We start from the raw sequence: 18,274 nt of genomic DNA on the forward strand, positions 1-18,274 counted from the left end.
CTTCTTTTGTATTTTTTTGAGGCACAATCTACTTTGTATATACAAACAATAATTACTCCAATTTTTCGCGTTTAATTTGTTGTTGCAGATGAATAATATCACTATCGTTATTAATTTTTTCAGGAACGATATCCTCATCCCCTGGCATTAACCTCCACCCTTTATTTAAGACGAAACGGAGCCAAGAACCTGCAAGCCATGAGGTGATGAGCGCTAGCATTACGAGAATGGCAAAGAAATCTTGATTAATAATCCCTGCCGAAAAGGCAACGGTTGAAAGAACAATTCCTGGACCTCCCCTTGCATTCATGGCCATTGCAAAGTTCAAACTTGTAATCCGATCCTGACGTATCAGTTTACAAGCAAGGAATACAATGATCGATTGTGCAAGTGTCGCAAATAGCAAATATTGAATAAAGAATACTAAATCAAAATGTTTCGCTAAATCTAATTTAAGTCCTACCACAGCAAAGTAAACGGGGATAAACCATGAAAATGAAATATGCAAGACGGACTGCTCTAATCGTTTGAACAATGTGGGTGGTAAAGCCATTTTTGCGCCTATTCCAGCTAAAAGAGCACCGAAAATCGTATCGATATTCAAATACCCTGCAACCGAAGAGACAACAAACATGATAAATAAAAAATATCCTACATGAGAGGCTCTAAATAAAAAATTCCCGTTTCGAATCGTTAAGTTTTTAAACAAAAACCGGAGAACAAATATAGTAACAAGAATAAACCCTACAGTAATCCCTACACTTTTTAAAACAGCTCCAGCCGTAACAGGTCCCCCATGCCCCGCAACCGCTGTAGCGATTCCTAGAGCCACCCAAAGTAATGTATCATGAACACCCGCAATGGCGATCACAAGCTTCGCAAATCTTGAGTGCATGATTCCCAGGTCATTGAAAATTTTGGAGATAACAGGTATGGATGTTACAGCAATCGAAATGGCCACGACTATCTTGATGGAGAATACACTATTGGCTGGACCTAAAAACTGACCAAAATCAATTAAATAAGATGCTAACCAACCAAGTGCAAATGGTAGAATGGTCGATGCAAGAATAATAACAGATGTAATTTTTCCATCACCTTTTTTAAATTTAGTGTGGAATTTTAACCCGGAGCAGAACATAAGTAGTGTCAGACCAATTTGGTACATAAGCCCAAACATACGGTCTTCCTGTGGAAACCCGGCAAACAGCCAAGAAAAAGCATGGGGATAAAAGTAGCCAAGCAATGTAGGACCCAAGATAATTCCCGCTGCCACTTCACCAATCACGCGGGGAATCATTAACCGCTCTGCAATAAAGCCCAGTAAATGGGCGAATGCTAACAAGATGGCAGTGGCCAATAAAAAGTGACTAAGTTCTATAGAACTAAAATCAAACAATCTAAACCCTCCCTAAATTTAGTACACAACATAACCTATGCTGAGTCGTACAAGTTTGTGGAGGGCAATTGTTTAGACATTCCAAACTATTTTGGACATGTCGATTTATTGTTATGGACATAGGACCCCATAGCGATTACGACAAATGAAATTTAGATGAAGCCAAAGGGGTCTTCCTTTCCAATTATTTTTTTGTACGCCCGTTAAAGTCTCTTTCAATTCCTTTTTTCCAGCTTCGATCAAGCTTTTTGCCACTTCGAAGGTTGCTCACGGCTTCATTTACCGCTTCATAATTCAGTTGTGTTCCTACCTCATCCACATGATAATCAACTGCAAAGTCCTCTTGGATTCCAAATTGAGCCGCAGTAGAGATGGCATCAATATTGGCACCGAGGAACAGGAATTCCCAATCATATTTCTCTTTTTGATGCTGCACCATTTTTTAAATTTTCTCTCTAGAGAACTCCCTGCTGGCATTTTCCATGCCATCTGTGGTAATCACAAACAGTACCTTTTCAGCCCGTTCCTCTTCCATTGTTTTCTTTTGCACCTTCACGATTTTTTGAATCGTTAAACCGATGGCATCTAATAGTGCCGTCGTACCACCCACTTCATAATCTTCATCGGTAATCGGAGAGATGCCTTTCACATGAATCCGGTCATGCAATAATTCAATATCATGATCAAATAATACAGTCGTAACAACAGCTTCCCCTTCCGCCTTTAGTTGTTTCTTCAGCATCGCATTATAACCGCCTATCGTATCAGCCTCAAGTCCTGCCATGGAGCCGCTTTTATCTAAAATAAACACTAACTCCGTTAAATCCTTTTTCATCCTGATCATCCTCCGTTCTTTGATAATCAAAGGATAACAATAATCCAATCAGAGATGGTCTCTTTAAAAGCGACACAGATTGTTGAGAAAAGTAATTTTCTCGGCAATTTTTTACTTTGTCAAATCTAAAATGCTAAATTATTGATTGTCCCTGCTAAAGTACCTGTTGATTTCGCTCCGGTCACTCGCTTTCCGCGGGGAGGTCCTGGAGCGGAAATCAGCAGACTTGTTGCAAAGACCAAACACTAATAATATTACAATAAATTAACACAGTGAATTATTAAAGAGAGCAAATAAAATAAAGGCTTTCGAAAGATTTCGACAGCCTGGGTCGCTTTAAAAGCGACATTTTAAGCACCGAGTATGGGTTGGTCAAAGGCAAATAAAGCTTCATTGATTTCATGAATATTGAAATTCGCTTGATGGATAAAGAATTCAATAATGACATCAAATTTACTGCTGCGTGACAAAGTATAACCAGCTGCAGATAACAGATCAATCGTTTCCTTAAAATCCAGTTGCAATGCAATGGCAAATGCAACGGCCGTTTTCTTTTTGGGAGTATAATCTACAGCATTCCGAATTTTTGAGAATAACCGCCGGTCTAGATTTGCCCTTTTATAGGTCTCAACATCTGTCATTCTTTTTTCATCGATTAATCGAAGCAACCGTTCGGAAAAAGATTCTTCGAGTTGATTCAATAGGTTTAGTAATGATTCCTCTGCTTCTTTATAGACTTCCTGCTGAAGATTTTCGATTTCTTGCCGTTGTTCGAATAGGTATGGTTCTTCTCTGGTCCGTTGAAACGCTTTTTCGACTTCCTCTACATAGTGTTTGTCAATATATTGATGAATAGAGGTAAATAACTTCTTGCTTAAACCAAAAGAGTTTTTGTCAAAAACAACGAGATATACGAGTAAATCATGATGGAATAAAAATGAACTGATCGTGGAAACGGCAATTTCCAAGGCTTCCTCTTTCGGATATCCATAGATGCCCGTTGAAATTAACGGAAAGGCAATTGATTCACATTGATACTTTTTGGCCAGCTCCAAGGAATGAGAGTAGGATGCCTTTAATAGAGCTGCTTCTTGGTGTATTCCGCCTTGCCAAATGGGACCGGGTGTGTGAATGATATAGTTTGCATCCAGTTGGAATCCCCCAGTAATAACAGCTTCCCCTACCTTGCAATCCCCAATTTTATCACAAGCCTCTTGTAACTCCCTTGCACCTGCCGCACGAAATATAGCGCCACTTACACCTCCGCCCATTTTCAGCGCTATATTGGCAGCATTCACAATCGCGTCAACCTTCATCTTTGTTATATCCTGGCGAACAATCTCTAATGGCATAATTTATTTCCTTTCCAATAAGAGATCTTTTTTCTATTCTAACAATCCTAGAGAATGAAAGGAATTTTAAAATAGAACACCTCATACTTCTTGATTCCATCGATTTTTTTGCATGAAAAAAGAATGACTTTTCAGCCACTCTTGGATGTTAGGATATGATGAATACTTAATATTCTATGTCTTTGTCCTGAATATCAATTATTTCATTATAAAATGCAGCCATTGCTGTTGAGACATAGGGAACCAACCACAAGAACCCAATTCCCAATGTGAACAAACAAAGAATCCCCCAGCCAATAAAACTTAGTCCCAATAAGAAATATTTCCACTTGTACCCGTTCATTCTTCTTCTGCTCTCTGTGATCGCCTCCAGCACCGAATATTCTGGGTGGTCTCGTAATAAGTAATAGGTTTGAGAATAAGCAATACTTTTAATGATACCGGGAATAAACAGTAATAAGGACCACAAAAATACAAATAGACCTTGTAAAATAGATACACCGATCATTTTAAAGGATGTTTTTCCATCCTTATAGATCGAAAAAGCATAAGAAATTTCCGGATTTTTTAGTCTTACCAATGACAAATAAAACCAATACACACCAACCGTAAAAGGAATGAGCGCAATTGTAATGAGGGTACTTACAAAACTTCCTCCTGGCGATGTATCCTCTTGCTTAATCCATTCAGCAGGGCCGCCGCACATCATCATTTCAACCAGTGTAGGTAATAAAAAATTGAGAAGGAATAGTACGAACGTTAATAAAACACCTAATCCCCATTTTCCTTTTAAAGATAGTTTTGCCTGTCTTTTGATTTCTGAAATGCTTAAATTCAATTTTCTGTACTCCTTTTCTCTCATAATTTGCAAATAATCATAAGCAATAAATGGTAAGTTTTTTAATACCTAACTGCCTATCATTATTTTAAACTAACAAAATTGTAGTAAACAGCTTTCAATTTTACATTTTTTTAGAATGTATGTCATGCTTTTTGGATTTATACCTTTTCTTCTTCATATTCTAGTCTTCGTGCCTTCCTCTTCAATCAGCAGGGCTAAAAATCAACAATGTCCTTTAACACAGCCTAAACAAAAAGAGCCTATAAAGGCCCCTAACTACACTTATGTTATTTTTTACAGTCCGCATGTCTCACCTAGCTAAGCAAACTCCCCTTTAACCAGGCCCGTGGACGATAAGGACCCACAGGGATTTGGATTAAGCTGGTTTTTCCTTTGGAATTGATTCTGTAAAGTTCATCACATTGGTTCACATCGAATCCTAGCAGTGGATGTCCTCCCATTCCTAAAGCACATGAAACCAAGAGCAGGCGTTGCAAGAGAATGCCTGCTTCCATCTGTTGAATCCGATATCCTCTATACCCCAATTTCTCCTTAAGGTGATTTTTGTCTCCGACGACATGCAGGCAGAGCGGCACTTGAAACAGATTTAAATTGGGCATTGTTAATCCATTTTGTAAATACTCCCGAAAATCTCCCTGCGATATTCTACAAAGTCCATGAGTGTTATTGTCATAAGAGTAAGTGCCATTTGGAACTCCTTCTACATTATAAAAACAGCCGTACAAAGAAACACGAGTCTCAAGCCCCCCACTGGTGTCGTATAGGTCATTCTGATAAGAGAAGGAAAAAGTCTCTTTTAACAAAGTGGATAGTTGTATTTGACTAACTTTCCCTATTATAAAATCAAGATCGGGAGAACGCCTCTCCCTGCAAATTGATGCAAGATCGTATGTGGGGGATTCCGTAAATGGCAGCATGATTAACTCCGCACCTAAGGAATTACTACTACGACTTCTCTCTTTTATTATATTTACAAATGACTGTGTCGTTTCAAGCAACGATGCTTCATTCATCTCTTTCAGCATCGGGTAATCAATGATTCTCTTGGAACGGTTATAGGTTTCATGCTTTAGCAAGGGCACTTCCTGGGATAATTCAACAGCAGAAACATTTTCTTCATCATGATCGTTTTCATCACAATAGATAGATGGATGAATAGATAATGGGATCACAGCATAAACACTTTCATCTTGTTCAGATAGCCCAAGTAAATGATTGATAGAGCGATCAAGAAATTGGTAGCATACCCGTGAAGAGAACCCCATCCGATTGGCGACTTCTAACGATTGCCCAATTAACACGCCGGCATCTAATCCTTGGAGCCTATAAGAAAAATTATTATATTTGTAGAAATTTTTCCAAAAAACCGTCGAGATAAAAACAGTACAAAAACAGTCAGAAACATCACAATTTCCAAGACTTCTGGATAAGAAGGAATCGTATTTTCCTTCCCGCAACAATAGGAGTCGGTGATGTGCCACATCGTAATGGTAAATCCCCTGTGGTACACCCTCCAGCTTTACATACACATATAATTCATTCGGGTACAATGCACCTCCAGACGGTACAAATCTCCGGAATAACTGAGCATAGCTTACAGCATTATTTTCCTCAGTCCCCTCTATGAAGGCGGATTGAGCGAATTGTGCATAATGAGTAAGCCCGTATATATACCATAAGAAAGTCCCGAGCTCCTCCAGTCCAGGATCTGCCTGAGCTTCCCGTTCCCTGAGAGTTAACGGAACATCTCCTGATAGTGGAATTTCTGGCAAGCCGCGGTACAGTTTATAGGGAAGTGGTGCGTCCTCCCAATCCACTTGCCAATCTGGCGGAGCAAGTTTTTCCGTATCAAAGTGAAGATGATGCAGAAAGGTTTCAAGCTTCACTCTTACACCTCCTACTTTTCATTATGGGAATGGATGAGGATAGGGATTAAGCTGTTCATACAACAACGGCTGTTTGGAATATCCAAGTTTCATTGGAACTTGGAGGACCCTTTCTAGCCCTTTGAAACGAGTAAGGTGATGTCCGAAGGTCATTGGTAACATACCAGGAATCAACACCTTTACACAGTATAAACCGTTCCGTTTGGTAATTGGTGTCGTTTGGTCTACCACAATAACCTCAAGGTCTAAACTGCGAAACCTCTGAAGGATATCCTGGAGATCATCTTTCAAATCGGGATGCACCGGAGGCTGTTTAAATTCCTCCGCAAACGTTCGTAATGGCCGCTGATCATCCAATAAAAAGCTTAGCCGTTCCTCTGCCTCCCGCAGACCGTATAGCAGGCCATGGTCCTCCATGTTCCGGACGGCAAATGGATTTTTGAGCATTTCTTCATATTTCTGCCGGTTTTTCTCCAATATTTCGTCATGCCTAACCATCATTCCAGCGAGCTCGTAAATCGCGCTTTTTACTGCTCTTACAGGATCAGGATTCGCACCTGCTGCACAAATGAGGTTGACACCCTTGGATCTTCTGTTTTTGGCTATTGCCCAAACACTAGGAATCTCGTTTTCCATTGTCGAATTATAAAAATATAGGTCATATTGCGACACTTCACGTATACGGTCAACCATTAACTCTAATTCTTTGTCGTTAGCAGAATAGGGATCAAGACGTGAAAGGGGCAGCTGTGCATACCAGGTTAACAAGAAGGAATCGCGCTCGACGACCTCCATAATGCCATGGAAGATGGCTTCCTCCAAGCTCCCTCCTAATGCACATCCATTGGAGGTTTCATAAACAAAACCCTCCCCATTGCCTAAACTGTAGTAAGCAAGCAGCTCCGGAACGAGTATAGGACGTTCTTGCATGAAGGAATAACCCCAGACCCAATTCATTGGTTGATCAGGATGAAACGGTTTAAATGGAAAACCAGGCTTTGCATATTGAATCTGGTCATGAAATCCTACCCTTGCTGGATTTAATGCTACTTCCTTTAAATGCTGATAACTTTCACAAACTTTCTTCCTTTTCCCTTGAGGTTCAATTCCACAATATCGCTCTAACCCCTCCAAAATCGCTGTTAACTCACTCATTTCATATGAATTAGTACGGCCAGCAACTCCCTCGTCCGCTCCAAACAACGGCATATTAACCAAAACATCTGCAAATGGAAGCCTGAAATCTTCTATTTTTCCATTCATGATGCCAGTACGAAAATCCAGATAGTCATCTACTAGCACTGTTTTCAATTCATCCATCGAGCGGCAGCGATACCCTTCACCATTTATTTTAGGACTGGACTCTAACCTAATTTGAGCTAATTCTGGTGAGTCTTCAGGTAATGGACTGCAAATCGGGCACAATGGATCAGGCAAGAAAAAATGACGGGAGTTCGTTAACATTTTCAAATTGGTAATGAACATCCTTTCTTCTAAGGTCGAGGAATCTCCTTGAAGAACTTTCTGCACTTCGTTACATATGAAGATAGCCATTTGCATTAATCCCATTCTTGATGACCATGCATCTCGCGTGACAGCTGATCCTATTGTCAATCTTGCCTGAATCTCCGACATTTCAAGGCGGTCAGGTCCGGCAAGCAAGCGCCGTTTGTCAGCACAGTGGGAGCATCCCGGAGTGCTGGGCCGTACGAAAGGGCCAATAATTCCCTCACCAAACGAAACAAAACCTCGAAGCCAAGGGATACCGGCGGCCTTGAATCTTTCATCCGCTTTTCGATGTTTGGATGGATACCAAGCATCGTCGAGCACTAGAGCCAATTCTGTTTCTTCGGGAATTTCTTCATTCATGCTTTGACGTCTAACTTGATAGGTAGTGGACAATTGCTCGAAGACATATTCTGCTAATAAACCGTCTCCGTCAATGAGAATCTGTGCAGTCATTATGAATCCCCCTCTCGTACCTGCACACCATACACCCCTGCCAACTCTTGTTTTAAAAACGGCTCAATCGACAGATCATAAACCAATAGTTGTTTGCTGTTTCGATTTAAGACCTGAATGGAAGATTGTAACAGCTCCAATTGTGTCATTTCCTCACAAGAAGGGATTTCGAGTTTATTTTCATTTTTTTTGAGGTAAATCATAGACTCCTTCTCATGTCTCTCTACGGCATTCTTCTGGTTTTGCGCATCCAAAAGTGCTTGCTGCAATGTATTTTGTAATGCCAAGGTTGGATTTAAACCTACCCCTGTGTACCAACAGCCCTTTGATCTTACCCAAACCACAGGGAATCCAAGTACGTCCTCTTTTAACCCAATGGCAGGTGAACCGTTTAAGGTAGTAAGGGCATTCAAATAAAATCGGCATTTTTTATCTTCTATGGCTCCCATTTGTACACCCTTAACCGTATTCAGCTGATCCCCTTTTCTATTTTTCAATTCTTCATCCAGATAGGCTTGCAGCCCTCGACAAACAGCCTCAGCGATGTTTTCTCCTGAACCAATACCAATAAAACCTTCTGGAAGACTCGCATGAACATGTCCTGTCTGATTTCTAAACCCATAAACAGGTGAATCAATCATTTTTGAAACATACCTTTCAATACCGGTCAATCCGGCATTTCTTCTGGCTTCTTCATGTGTCAGACCTAAACAGACAACTTCCGGCAGTAGTTCTGCAGGTCCCTCTGACACAGGGTTAACGGTCTGAACATAGCACTGGGAAAGAGGAAGCTGTGGTAAATTTCGTTCCTCCCAGGTATGAAAAATGCCGATTTCTTCTGAAGTTAATCGACTGAAATATTCAAGCAAATCCTTTTGTTCATTCCTGTCAGATTCTTGTTTCAGTCTTACATCAAGATCATCAACCAGTCCTGGTCTCAAACTTTTTGACATTACCGAGGGATGTGAAATGAATGAAAGCCAGTCACCTTCCATCGTTTCAAGATTAAGCAAATAAATTTGATGATCTTGGTTTGAGCCTGCGATTCCTGTAGCCTTCTTGAAAAATTCGAATGCAGACACATTTGCCAAAATCGCTCCTGAGGTGGAAGAGAATGACTGTATTTCCCCCTCGGCTTCCACAAGAGATGGATGAATTCTACGCCATGCAGACTCGAAGCATACTTCTGTTTCTGGATGGGTTAACGGACCGGAGAGTCCCACTTTTTCTAAACAGATAGCAGGGAGAAATGACTTCTTTTCTTCTTGGCAAACCTGATTCAGATTCCTTAATTCATTTATATTTCCATCCTGTGACACATACAGAATCCAATCATAGGGCTGAACTACTTGTTTCCAAAAATTTCCCCTGGCTCCTTTAGGATAGGATACTTCCTCGAACTCCACATCGGAATCAATTTTTCTCGCATTCTGGATCAACTCATGGAGCCGCAGCCTATTGGTTGGAACTGTATCAGTTACCAAGACATTAAGTTTGGGCAGCCCCGATTCCAATAAGGCAGAAGCCAACGAAACCAAAATGGGCCCTGAGCCGACAGCGAGAACCTTAGCCTGTCGATATTCTTGAAAATGGTAAGCACCCGATTCCGTAAAATTCTCAATGAATTCAATTTGTGAAGCATACTTTTCAAGAACTGGACGTCTTAATTGATGGGGAAGGTCTTTGCTTACATCGCGAACAAACCCATTCTTGAACAACGTTTCTGCAATCTCATATACCCTGTCACGGTAAGGTCCTGTTAATCCCTCCGTTAAAGCTCCCAATGTTTGTTCCCCATTAAACATCGGCAACAATTTTTCAATCCATTGATAGATGGTTTGACCTTCCAATCGGAATGAATTTAGGTTATTTCTAAAATAAACTCCACCCTTTGGATCCGGGATAAAAAATGTATCCCTTTTAGCCTTCAAACGTGAGGACGAGGTAAGATTTGTCATTCGGCTCCTCCTTATTCTAATCGTAACTACTTGCGCACTATCAGTTTATGTACGATTTTTTGTCCAATATGATAAAATAAGTGCCCCTGCGGCACATGTACAGGCAGGGGCACTTGTTTCACAAAATCATATTTTTTTTCAGCAGTTTTCCAGAATCTAAACCCATTAAATAAATCCGAAACCGATGCCAACACAGCTAAAACCAATACCAAAACAACTAAATCCGACACAACCAAAGCCGCCGCAACCAAAGCCACAGCCCCCACAACCGAAGCAGCCTCCACAACGGAAGCCAAAGCCTCCACAACGACCAAAGCCTCCACAGCGACCAAAGCCTCCACAGCGAAACACACGCGGATCATAGCTCTGTAGATTCATTGGAACTAATTCACCAACTTGATAAGGATCGATACCCAACCCTTGCAGCTCATTATGAAAATTCTGCATTTTTTCCTCCCCTTTGTATTTAAAATCAGGTTTAAGGATACCTGAAACCGGAGTTTAACGAAGTGTAATTTGTCAGTTTTGTGTAAATACAACCAACCAATCCTACGTGAACTCTCTTCAACAAATTATGATTCTTATTAGGTTGCTGTTACTGATTTATGCGCCTATTTCACGATGAAAAAGCCTATAGTTTTCATTCCAGTAAGTACTTTTGATCATTGAAGTTCTCGAGAAAAAGTTTGATAAGCTAATTTTTGAGGTGTTGTAGGATATGGGGTTAGGTTGAACGGATAAACTAATCCGAAAAAATCTGGAAACACCTATTCCTTCCAGTTCATCGGTTGTCATTCATAAATATTCCAAATGAGGAAATAATAAAAACCTAATTTTATATTTTTGATATGCTTTTTGATGTAAGAACCGGAGGATAAACCATGGAACAATCGGTGCCTGAACATGTAAAGATATCCCCCTTTTTAGTTTTCTTTCTTGTTCATTCTATGCAGTTTGGTGTAGGAACACTTGGTTTCCAGCGCTATATTGCCCAAATTGCAGGATATGACGCATGGATATCGGTTCTTATTGCCGGTTTAAGCATCCATATTCTAGTATGGATGCTTTATAAAATTATGGAAACGGTTAATGGGGATATTCTGACCGCTCATTCTTTCGTATATGGAAAGAAAATCGATAAACTCTTATCTATCCCCTATGTTTTGTATTTTATTATGATCGCCATAACGACTCTTAGGATATTTATTGAGGTCATACAAGTATGGATGTTCGATGATTTTAGTACCTTTTGGTTTTCCTTAGCTTTCTGCGGTTTAGCCATCTATATCGTTTTCGGGGGATTTAGAACCGTAACAGGTGTGGCATTCTTTGGAGTGGTTCTTCCTGCATATTTATTTTTTACTTTTTTATTTACGGTACCCTATGGGGATATGAGAAATTTACTGCCTATCTTTGACCACTCGATCATGGACCTAATGAAGGCATCTTATCAAATGTCCCTAACCTATCTCGGCTATGAAATTTTATTTTTTGTTTATCCGTTCATTAAGCAACCGGATAAATCAAAGAAATGGGCCCATCTTGCTGTCTTATTTAGCACGATTCTCTATACGATTCTAACGTTTATAACGTTTTCTTATTTTTCAGAGGGGCAGCTGCAGAAAAACAGATGGGCCACTTTGACGATGTGGAAAATCATTGAAATGCCGTTTGTCGAGAGATTTGAATACATTGGAATTGCCAATTGGCTTATTCTCATTCTCCCTAATTTTTGTATTGCTATTTGGTGTGCCAGTCGCATTGTAAAAAAAGTGGTGAATTTAAAACAAAAATATGGAGTTTTTATTATTTCATTGATCATATTAATCTCAATCAATTTTTTTAAAACAAGACAACAAATATACATGGTCGCCAATTTTACAGGGAGTATATCCTTTTTTATGAATTATGGATATATTCCAATTCTTTTATTTCTGGTGTTGCTAAAGAAGAAGGTGAAGAAAAAATGAAAAGAACCATGGTTTGGCTCTTTTCATTTTTAAAATAGGAAATTTGTAATTTTTTTATAGGATACAATTGTTTCATTTCCCTGAACCCTGTGACAACGATTTTCTATCAACCGCTTCCGGTTGTTTTTCCAACCATCCATGTTTCACCATAATATTGTAACAAATCACACCAGCCTCCATGGCATGGGTAAAAACCTTATAGTAGTTTAAAATCATATCCAATCTTAAGCTGGAGCCTAATCCTGCACCATAATAGGATAGAGTTGTATTGACTAGAAACGCTGCGTGAGACATCATCAATTTGTCCGAAAACGGACTTATGGTAGAGTCAGTAATTTCACCATCCCATCTTTTGGGAATTGGCAGATGATCCTCTTCTAAAATAGTGTCAAAGCTTTCAGCATCTTTCCCCGCTAAGCTAACGTTTTTCACCATGAAATGTCGAACATCTTACAACTTTGCTACTTGACTAAAAGCCAAACTTAATGGTCTGACAAATCCAGTTTTCTTGGAATTAAAGAAAAGATTGCTGATTTCGGAGCTGTTAAGAGGTCTTTTATCTCCAAATAAATTTGAAATAATTCCAGTTGAATCCATAAACTCCGTCCCAAAAGAGGGAGGAATGGAGGGAACACTTGAAAAATTTGGATGTGCTTTTGCCAAGTCCAATATTTTTTGATTATAATTCGTATAAAAAATGGCTTGGAATTTTCCAAGCCATATTCCTTTATAAAAGTTTAATCTTCACTTCTATATTCAATAATATCACCAGGATTTGTATTTTGAATTCCACTAATATGATCAAGTGTTTTCCTTGATTACTCGGGGACAAATTTAGGAATCTGGCAAAAACTCTTTTCAATTTCAGTTTTAATTGATATTATTCCTATTAACAAAGTAGGAATAGTAGGTGTTTTGAAAGTGTCTTTGTATGAAAAGTTACCAAGTGAATTTTTAATTCAATTTTATTATGAAGTGAAGAAAATGATTTCAAGAGGATTAGTTTCTAGAAATATGTACTATGAATTGGGACTAATAATTGCAGTTGCGTCACGTAGAGGGATACTATTGGAAAAGCCAAAAGATTTGGAACAACACATTGCCCACGAATTGTTAATGGAATTAAATAATTAGAATACCTCCGTGATTGAATAAATACTTAATCACGGAGGTATTCCATTAAACAAAAAAGCCTCTGATAAAAAGTCAGCGGCTTTCTTCAACTAAAGCACCCGTTCGGGATTTTAAAAGAGAGTAATAAAGGAATTTGGTGTGAAATTCCAATCATTATTTGATACATCTTGTGGTATTCCTTTACAGCCTTTTAAAGGCTACCACTATAAATAAAAATAACACCCTACCCCTAAAAATCGCCTTCATTTTTTATTTTTTCAAAATTCTAGTCTATGCTCATATTATGGAGATGGTTGAAGGAGACGTAAACTATCTCTTCATCATAAATCAATGAAATAATATCATTATTTACATCATATAAAACTCCTTCTATTTTTACTGGTCCCTCACTGTTTATTTTGATCCATTTTAGTTTTTGATTTTCTAACAGATTTAGTAAATTATTAGCTTTATCGTACTCAATATCTTCTGGAAATCCGATATTGAATTCCTTGGTATTCTCTGTCACACTTTCTATGTGATCGTTATTATAGTAAACAACCCCATCTTCTTCAGTGAGTAGGACAAGATAATCATCATAAACATCTAATAACCTTCCAACCCCTGCTTCTTGAAAACCTTGATCAATTTTGACCATTTTACCTAAAAATGACTTCATCCTGCCTAAAACCATAAACAAATTTCCCCTCTCCATGAAACAAGCTTTTTTTTATACATATGAATTCTGTACTGGGGTTGTACTAATAAAAACGCCTCTTTTGTAGGGAGAAGATTTATGATGTCTATATTCCACTGAACTCCCTCAATAAAGAAAGCTTAATCTGCCGATATCTCCATTTTACTTAGAATACTGGTGTTATTAGAATTAAGTAAATACGAAAATGCTATCATATTAGATTTTGATAGCTTTTTTTGTTTTTTATCATGTAAGACAACGACTAAAACAGGTGCAAAATAACGTCAAAAGTGACACATATTAGACTGAAATTTTCATAAAAAATACGACTAATTTTCATATCTTGGTCAAGGTTTGTTCAAATTATGTGGCTATATTGGATGATGTAAGGCAATTGATTATTTGAGGAGGTTCACAATATGAAAGTTAAATCTAGTTTAATCGCTCCTGCCGTAGCGGCAGCTTTATTAGTACCGGCTTTTGGTACAGCCATTTCCAATCACACAACGAGTTCTACAAAAACAAACGCGTCTGTTCAAAAACAAGATCAAAAAGAAGGTCAAGAAGGGCTCTATGAACATGGCAAAGGCGAAAAGCGGAAAGAGCTCATGAATATAATCAATCATTATGCCACAGCTTCGCTGAAGGATCAATTAACAAAAGATCTTGTAAACCGTGACATTTTAGTGAAGCAATTAAAACAAACACCAGGTTTCCAAAAACAAGAGACTAAAGAAAAAGCGAAACGACAAGTAGCTTATCAAGCTCATAAAAAAGAAATTAATGCTATCGAACAACAAGTGAAAGATGGAAAATTAACAAAACAGAAAGCACATCAAAAATTAGACGCAATATTCGATAAAATAGAAGGTAAAAAACAAGAAAAAGATAAAGGAAAAGAACAAGGAACCCCTGCTATTTATCACGAGTTAGACACAGCCGTCCAAAAGAAAGACAAAGCTGCTGTCAATTCTGCATTACAAAAAATCGATCAAACACTAAAAGCTTTGAATCAGCAATTGCAACAAAAGATCAACGCTAATAAATAAGGTTTGATTTTCGAATCAAGAGTTTCATAAGCTTATGTCAAAGACCCCATATCAAAAATGGGCTCTTTTTAACATGAATCTGTCTGTGCTTATCTCGAAAGAAATAGCACGCCGGTCGCTCTATCTATCCCCCGTAACGGACTTCAGCCAAGCGCGATTATTGCCATGCTACTTCAGGCTATTTCCTTAGGCCCCTTTTCGAGGTAAAAACGACTGTAATAAAAATCCCCCGCCTAATAGCGGAGGTATTTGAAGCTAGTATCCAAATGGTCTAGGCGGCCAACAAGGGTTGACTGGGAATCCGCACATCGTATGTGTTTCACAGCATTCGTTTACACATGATTCTGTGTGAGGGAAATAGTATTGATGATGAATCATTTGCTTGTTAACAGTAGTGGTATGCGAAGGGTGAACATGTGTCACCACATTATTAAACAAATTTGTTTTTACATATTGTTGTCCTGGTGAGACTAGTGGTGGATCATACTGAGCAGGGAACATTTGAGGCGGACAGTATATTGGCTGACATGCTTGAAGTGGAACGGATTGGGCTGGCATCGGTTTCATCGGCGGTATTACGTTTGGTATTTGTTTCATGGGCGGCACAAGATTTGGTATTTCTTTCTTAGGCGGTATTACATTTGGTATTTCTTTCTTGGGCGGCACTAGATTTGGTATTTCTTTCTTAGGCGGTATTACATTTGGTATTTCCTTCTTAGGCGGTATTACATTTGGTATTTCTTTCATGTGAGGAACTGATTTTGGAAATTCCTTCTTGGGCGGCACTGCTTTCGGAAATTCTTTTCTCATCATCGATAAATGACCTCCATGTAAAATTGTCTTGTTACAACATTAGTCTATGTGACTTAAATTTGTGTGAACTAGTGTATTACCTATTTTGTAAAAATGATACACACTATGAGATTATTGTAATTATTCAAGAAAACTGCCCATTTAGCACAATAAGAAAAGCCGCCCAAATGACAGTTGAATCTTCAACTCTTGCACACATTAGTTGAACAAAAATTCTTCTTTATATGTAGATCCAGTTTTCTTAATGTCATATATTACAATCGTAGTTCTTATTACTATTTCAACATTTACCCAAGCACTCTTTTAAATCCTGAATATATTATGGTACATGCTTTGAAAGTGAGGTGATTAAATGCTAGATAATAGAAATAATCCCGGTTGGGCGGATATGAGGAATGATGAAGGATTTGGCTCAGGCTCTCACTCAGGAGACAGAACTTTTGAAATTGTAGATTACCAAGCAACACAACCACGGGATAACACGAATGATGCCGAACCCCAACCTATCCCCCACAGTCCAAATCGTCTAACACTTGCAACTCTCATTGTAACTATTCCGAACAGCTTTCATAAAAGAAACACTAGAGTTGAATTGATTGCCACCGTAGGTGTAGAAGGTATAACAGAAACATCGCAATTAAAATTTCGTATTTTCCGCGATGGTTCACAAATTTTTGAAGCACAGGCGGGAGTTGAATCAGACCCTTCATCGGAATTATTTTATATAGAAACATTCCAAGCAATCGATACAAATGTTAGGTCTGGATCTCATACGTACGTGCTTACAGTTGAAAATGCAACACCATGTGCGGAAGCAGCTGTAGTTGGTCCTATCTCGTTTAGTGCGTTGGCAATTGAACGGAAATCTGATAAATCCGACGACTAAAAGTCGATACTGAAATAAACAAGTAATATTAAAAGTAGAGTCAATTAACTAAATGGTCCTTTCTTGAAGTCTGACTGCCACAAAAGGCAGAAAAAGTCCCTTTGTCGGGACTTTTTTAACTTTTAAAAAAATGTTTTATCTCCCTTGGTGCAGGATATTTGTATAAAATTTCCTTATGTTCTTTTTTTCTTAAAGCAATCTCTCCTTTAACATAAAGAAACAGCTCAATTCTTGCTGCAGAATTGAGCACTTTAAAGAATATCGTTCTTGATTAACCCTGCACTCCAGGAGACAACTTTTTTAAACAAGAATTGTCAAAATAAGAAGTCCTTAATAAGGGGCTGACTCTGCCAGTAGAAAAGTAATTTAAACAGCTAGGTATCTATCTAATACCAACTCTACAAATTCTAACACTTTTAAAACAACCTCTAATTAAGCTTTTGAAATATCAATAAATCCTTCTCCGAACACATCACGAACATCGTGTATAGCGATGAAAGCATTCGGATCAGTAGATTGAACAATCCGTTTCAACTTTATTACTTCTTGCTTACTAATAACAATGTAAAGAATTTCCTTTGGGGTTTTTGTGTAATAACCATGACCCGAGTATACGGTTACCCCTCTGTCCATTGTTGTAGTCACCTGTTTGGCAATGTCATTCGGTTTATCAGAAATAATCGTAATGGCCTTCTTCGGATTAAAGCCTTCGATTACAAATTCCATCACTTTCGTACCTACATATAGCATAATAATTGTCAACATCAGCTTTTCTGCACCAATGACAAAATAAGATGAAAAAACAACTATTAAATCAAAAAACAATAGACCATAGCTAATACTCCATCCAAAATATTTATGTGTTATCTTTGCTAAGATGGTAGTACCTGCCGTTGTTCCGCCAACCCGAAGAATTAAGCCAATCCCGGTCCCAATTATGATTCCTCCAAAAATAGCATTCACCATCATTTCATCAGAAGCAATATTCCAACCTTCTGTCAGATGAAGAAAAAGCGAGTTAAAGACTACAGCAATAATGGTATAAATCGTTGTTACCTTATTCAAAAATTTATAACCAATTATTAATAAAAATGCATTCAGAATTAAGTTGACTAAACCTGGTGACCACTTAAATAAATAATAGGTAATAATCGTGATACCAGTTACTCCTCCTTCACCAAGCTCGTTTGGAATAACAAATAAATTAACACCTAACGCAAAAATAAATGCACCAATAATGATAAACATAATGTCTGTGGTTCTCTTTTTCATACACTACCTCACTGCTTATAAAATATTTACTCAGGCACAAACTCTCACCATTATATCGTGGAACATTTAAATCGAACAGTCTGTTTTTTATTTTAATACAGGAGTTTACTCAAACTTTATTACAATTTTCAAAAATAACTTTAATCATCTTATTTCTTTGGCTTTAGTTAATTGTTCTTACTCTTTACCCTCGATACAGAGGTAAGGGTTTGCAGTTATC

16 protein-coding genes and 1 pseudogene are annotated in these 18,274 nt (G+C 38.3%); 4 read left to right on the forward strand and 13 right to left on the reverse strand.

Going from position 1 to position 18,274, the window contains the following annotated elements; all coding sequences use genetic code 11:
* Positions 1–52: 52 nt before the first annotated feature.
* The 9 genes from RCG21_RS19235 to RCG21_RS33575 form a co-directional block, all read right to left on the reverse strand.
* Complete coding sequence (locus tag RCG21_RS19235) at positions 53–1,399, reverse strand: cation:proton antiporter (RefSeq protein ID WP_133335361.1); 1,347 nt, start codon at positions 1,397–1,399, stop codon at positions 53–55.
* A gap of 184 nt (positions 1,400–1,583) precedes the next feature.
* Positions 1,584–1,838 carry a hypothetical protein gene (locus RCG21_RS19240; RefSeq protein ID WP_235824815.1) on the reverse strand — a complete coding sequence of 85 codons (255 nt, stop codon included), beginning with the start codon at positions 1,836–1,838 and terminating at the stop codon, positions 1,584–1,586.
* Between the two features lie 3 nt (positions 1,839–1,841).
* Positions 1,842–2,234 carry a vWA domain-containing protein gene (locus RCG21_RS19245; protein ID WP_308913620.1) on the reverse strand — a complete coding sequence of 131 codons (393 nt, stop codon included), beginning with the start codon at positions 2,232–2,234 and terminating at the stop codon, positions 1,842–1,844.
* Between the two features lie 350 nt (positions 2,235–2,584).
* Positions 2,585–3,586, reverse strand: coding sequence for a macro domain-containing protein (locus RCG21_RS19250; RefSeq protein ID WP_308913621.1), 1,002 nt, complete (start codon positions 3,584–3,586; stop codon positions 2,585–2,587).
* Between the two features lie 166 nt (positions 3,587–3,752).
* Positions 3,753–4,424 carry a DUF975 family protein gene (locus tag RCG21_RS19255; protein WP_308913622.1) on the reverse strand — a complete coding sequence of 224 codons (672 nt, stop codon included), beginning with the start codon at positions 4,422–4,424 and terminating at the stop codon, positions 3,753–3,755.
* A 317-nt stretch (positions 4,425–4,741) separates the two neighbouring features.
* Positions 4,742–6,334, reverse strand: a complete 1,593-nt coding sequence (locus RCG21_RS19260; RefSeq protein WP_308913623.1) for a SagB family peptide dehydrogenase — start codon at positions 6,332–6,334, stop codon at positions 4,742–4,744.
* 21 nt (positions 6,335–6,355) lie between these two features.
* Positions 6,356–8,296: a TOMM precursor leader peptide-binding protein gene (locus tag RCG21_RS19265; protein ID WP_308913624.1), complete on the reverse strand. Its 1,941-nt coding sequence runs from the start codon at positions 8,294–8,296 to the stop codon at positions 6,356–6,358.
* Positions 8,296–10,254, reverse strand: a complete 1,959-nt coding sequence (locus tag RCG21_RS19270; protein WP_308913625.1) for a putative thiazole-containing bacteriocin maturation protein — start codon at positions 10,252–10,254, stop codon at positions 8,296–8,298. The genes RCG21_RS19265 and RCG21_RS19270 overlap by 1 nt, the downstream gene beginning before the upstream one ends.
* A 165-nt stretch (positions 10,255–10,419) precedes the next feature.
* Positions 10,420–10,701 carry a heterocycloanthracin/sonorensin family bacteriocin gene (locus tag RCG21_RS33575; protein WP_372512716.1) on the reverse strand — a complete coding sequence of 94 codons (282 nt, stop codon included), beginning with the start codon at positions 10,699–10,701 and terminating at the stop codon, positions 10,420–10,422.
* A 434-nt stretch (positions 10,702–11,135) separates the two neighbouring features.
* On the opposite strand from RCG21_RS33575, the gene RCG21_RS19280 reads away from it, so the two are divergent.
* The gene (locus tag RCG21_RS19280) at positions 11,136–12,224 is read left to right on the forward strand and encodes a GerAB/ArcD/ProY family transporter (RefSeq protein ID WP_308913627.1); all 1,089 of its coding nucleotides are present in this window, start codon (positions 11,136–11,138) and stop codon (positions 12,222–12,224) included.
* A 72-nt stretch (positions 12,225–12,296) separates the two neighbouring features.
* On the opposite strand, the pseudogene RCG21_RS19285 reads toward RCG21_RS19280, so the two are convergent.
* Positions 12,297–12,662: pseudogene (locus RCG21_RS19285) on the reverse strand (DUF3231 family protein); the annotation flags it as partial.
* A gap of 483 nt (positions 12,663–13,145) precedes the next feature.
* On the opposite strand from RCG21_RS19285, the gene RCG21_RS19290 reads away from it, so the two are divergent.
* Positions 13,146–13,358, forward strand: coding sequence for a hypothetical protein (locus RCG21_RS19290; protein ID WP_165976263.1), 213 nt, complete (start codon positions 13,146–13,148; stop codon positions 13,356–13,358).
* Between the two features lie 265 nt (positions 13,359–13,623).
* Here the strand turns inward: RCG21_RS19290 and RCG21_RS19295 are convergent, their stop codons facing one another.
* Positions 13,624–14,031 carry a hypothetical protein gene (locus RCG21_RS19295; RefSeq protein WP_308913628.1) on the reverse strand — a complete coding sequence of 136 codons (408 nt, stop codon included), beginning with the start codon at positions 14,029–14,031 and terminating at the stop codon, positions 13,624–13,626.
* A gap of 422 nt (positions 14,032–14,453) precedes the next feature.
* Here RCG21_RS19295 and RCG21_RS19300 point away from each other — a divergent pair, with 422 nt between their 5' ends.
* Positions 14,454–15,083 carry a hypothetical protein gene (locus RCG21_RS19300; RefSeq protein WP_308913629.1) on the forward strand — a complete coding sequence of 210 codons (630 nt, stop codon included), beginning with the start codon at positions 14,454–14,456 and terminating at the stop codon, positions 15,081–15,083.
* A 255-nt stretch (positions 15,084–15,338) separates the two neighbouring features.
* Here the strand turns inward: RCG21_RS19300 and RCG21_RS33580 are convergent, their stop codons facing one another.
* Complete coding sequence (locus RCG21_RS33580; RefSeq protein ID WP_372512717.1) at positions 15,339–15,896, reverse strand: CotD family spore coat protein; 558 nt, start codon at positions 15,894–15,896, stop codon at positions 15,339–15,341.
* Between the two features lie 388 nt (positions 15,897–16,284).
* Between RCG21_RS33580 and RCG21_RS19310 the strand changes: the two genes are divergently transcribed.
* A complete protein-coding gene (locus tag RCG21_RS19310) occupies positions 16,285–16,782 on the forward strand; it encodes an exosporium protein C (protein WP_133335599.1) in 498 nt (165 codons plus the stop codon).
* A 432-nt stretch (positions 16,783–17,214) separates the two neighbouring features.
* On the opposite strand, the gene RCG21_RS19315 is transcribed toward RCG21_RS19310, so the two are convergent.
* Positions 17,215–18,054, reverse strand: coding sequence for a YitT family protein (locus RCG21_RS19315; RefSeq protein WP_133335340.1), 840 nt, complete (start codon positions 18,052–18,054; stop codon positions 17,215–17,217).
* Between the last annotated feature and the right edge of the window lie 220 nt (positions 18,055–18,274).

The sequence above is a fragment of the Bacillus salipaludis genome, from assembly GCF_030938565.1.
Classification (GTDB): domain Bacteria; phylum Bacillota; class Bacilli; order Bacillales; family Cytobacillaceae; genus Neobacillus; species Neobacillus salipaludis_A.

Excerpts from the sequence above, each read along its gene's own strand:
- RCG21_RS19240 (WP_235824815.1), bottom strand. The coding sequence starts at position 1,838 with ATGGTGCAGCATCAAAAAGAGAAATATGATTGGGAATTCCTGTTCCTC.
- RCG21_RS19245 (WP_308913620.1), bottom strand. The coding sequence starts at position 2,234 with ATGAAAAAGGATTTAACGGAGTTAGTGTTTATTTTAGATAAAAGCGGC.
- RCG21_RS19250 (WP_308913621.1), bottom strand. The coding sequence starts at position 3,586 with ATGCCATTAGAGATTGTTCGCCAGGATATAACAAAGATGAAGGTTGAC.
- RCG21_RS19265 (WP_308913624.1), bottom strand. The coding sequence starts at position 8,296 with ATGACTGCACAGATTCTCATTGACGGAGACGGTTTATTAGCAGAATAT.
- RCG21_RS19270 (WP_308913625.1), bottom strand. The coding sequence starts at position 10,254 with ATGACAAATCTTACCTCGTCCTCACGTTTGAAGGCTAAAAGGGATACA.
- RCG21_RS33575 (WP_372512716.1), bottom strand. The coding sequence starts at position 10,701 with ATGCAGAATTTTCATAATGAGCTGCAAGGGTTGGGTATCGATCCTTAT.
- RCG21_RS19280 (WP_308913627.1), top strand. The coding sequence starts at position 11,136 with ATGGAACAATCGGTGCCTGAACATGTAAAGATATCCCCCTTTTTAGTT.
- RCG21_RS19295 (WP_308913628.1), bottom strand. The coding sequence starts at position 14,031 with ATGGTTTTAGGCAGGATGAAGTCATTTTTAGGTAAAATGGTCAAAATT.
- RCG21_RS19300 (WP_308913629.1), top strand. The coding sequence starts at position 14,454 with ATGAAAGTTAAATCTAGTTTAATCGCTCCTGCCGTAGCGGCAGCTTTA.
- RCG21_RS33580 (WP_372512717.1), bottom strand. The coding sequence starts at position 15,896 with ATGATGAGAAAAGAATTTCCGAAAGCAGTGCCGCCCAAGAAGGAATTT.
- RCG21_RS19310 (WP_133335599.1), top strand. The coding sequence starts at position 16,285 with ATGAGGAATGATGAAGGATTTGGCTCAGGCTCTCACTCAGGAGACAGA.
- RCG21_RS19315 (WP_133335340.1), bottom strand. The coding sequence starts at position 18,054 with ATGAAAAAGAGAACCACAGACATTATGTTTATCATTATTGGTGCATTT.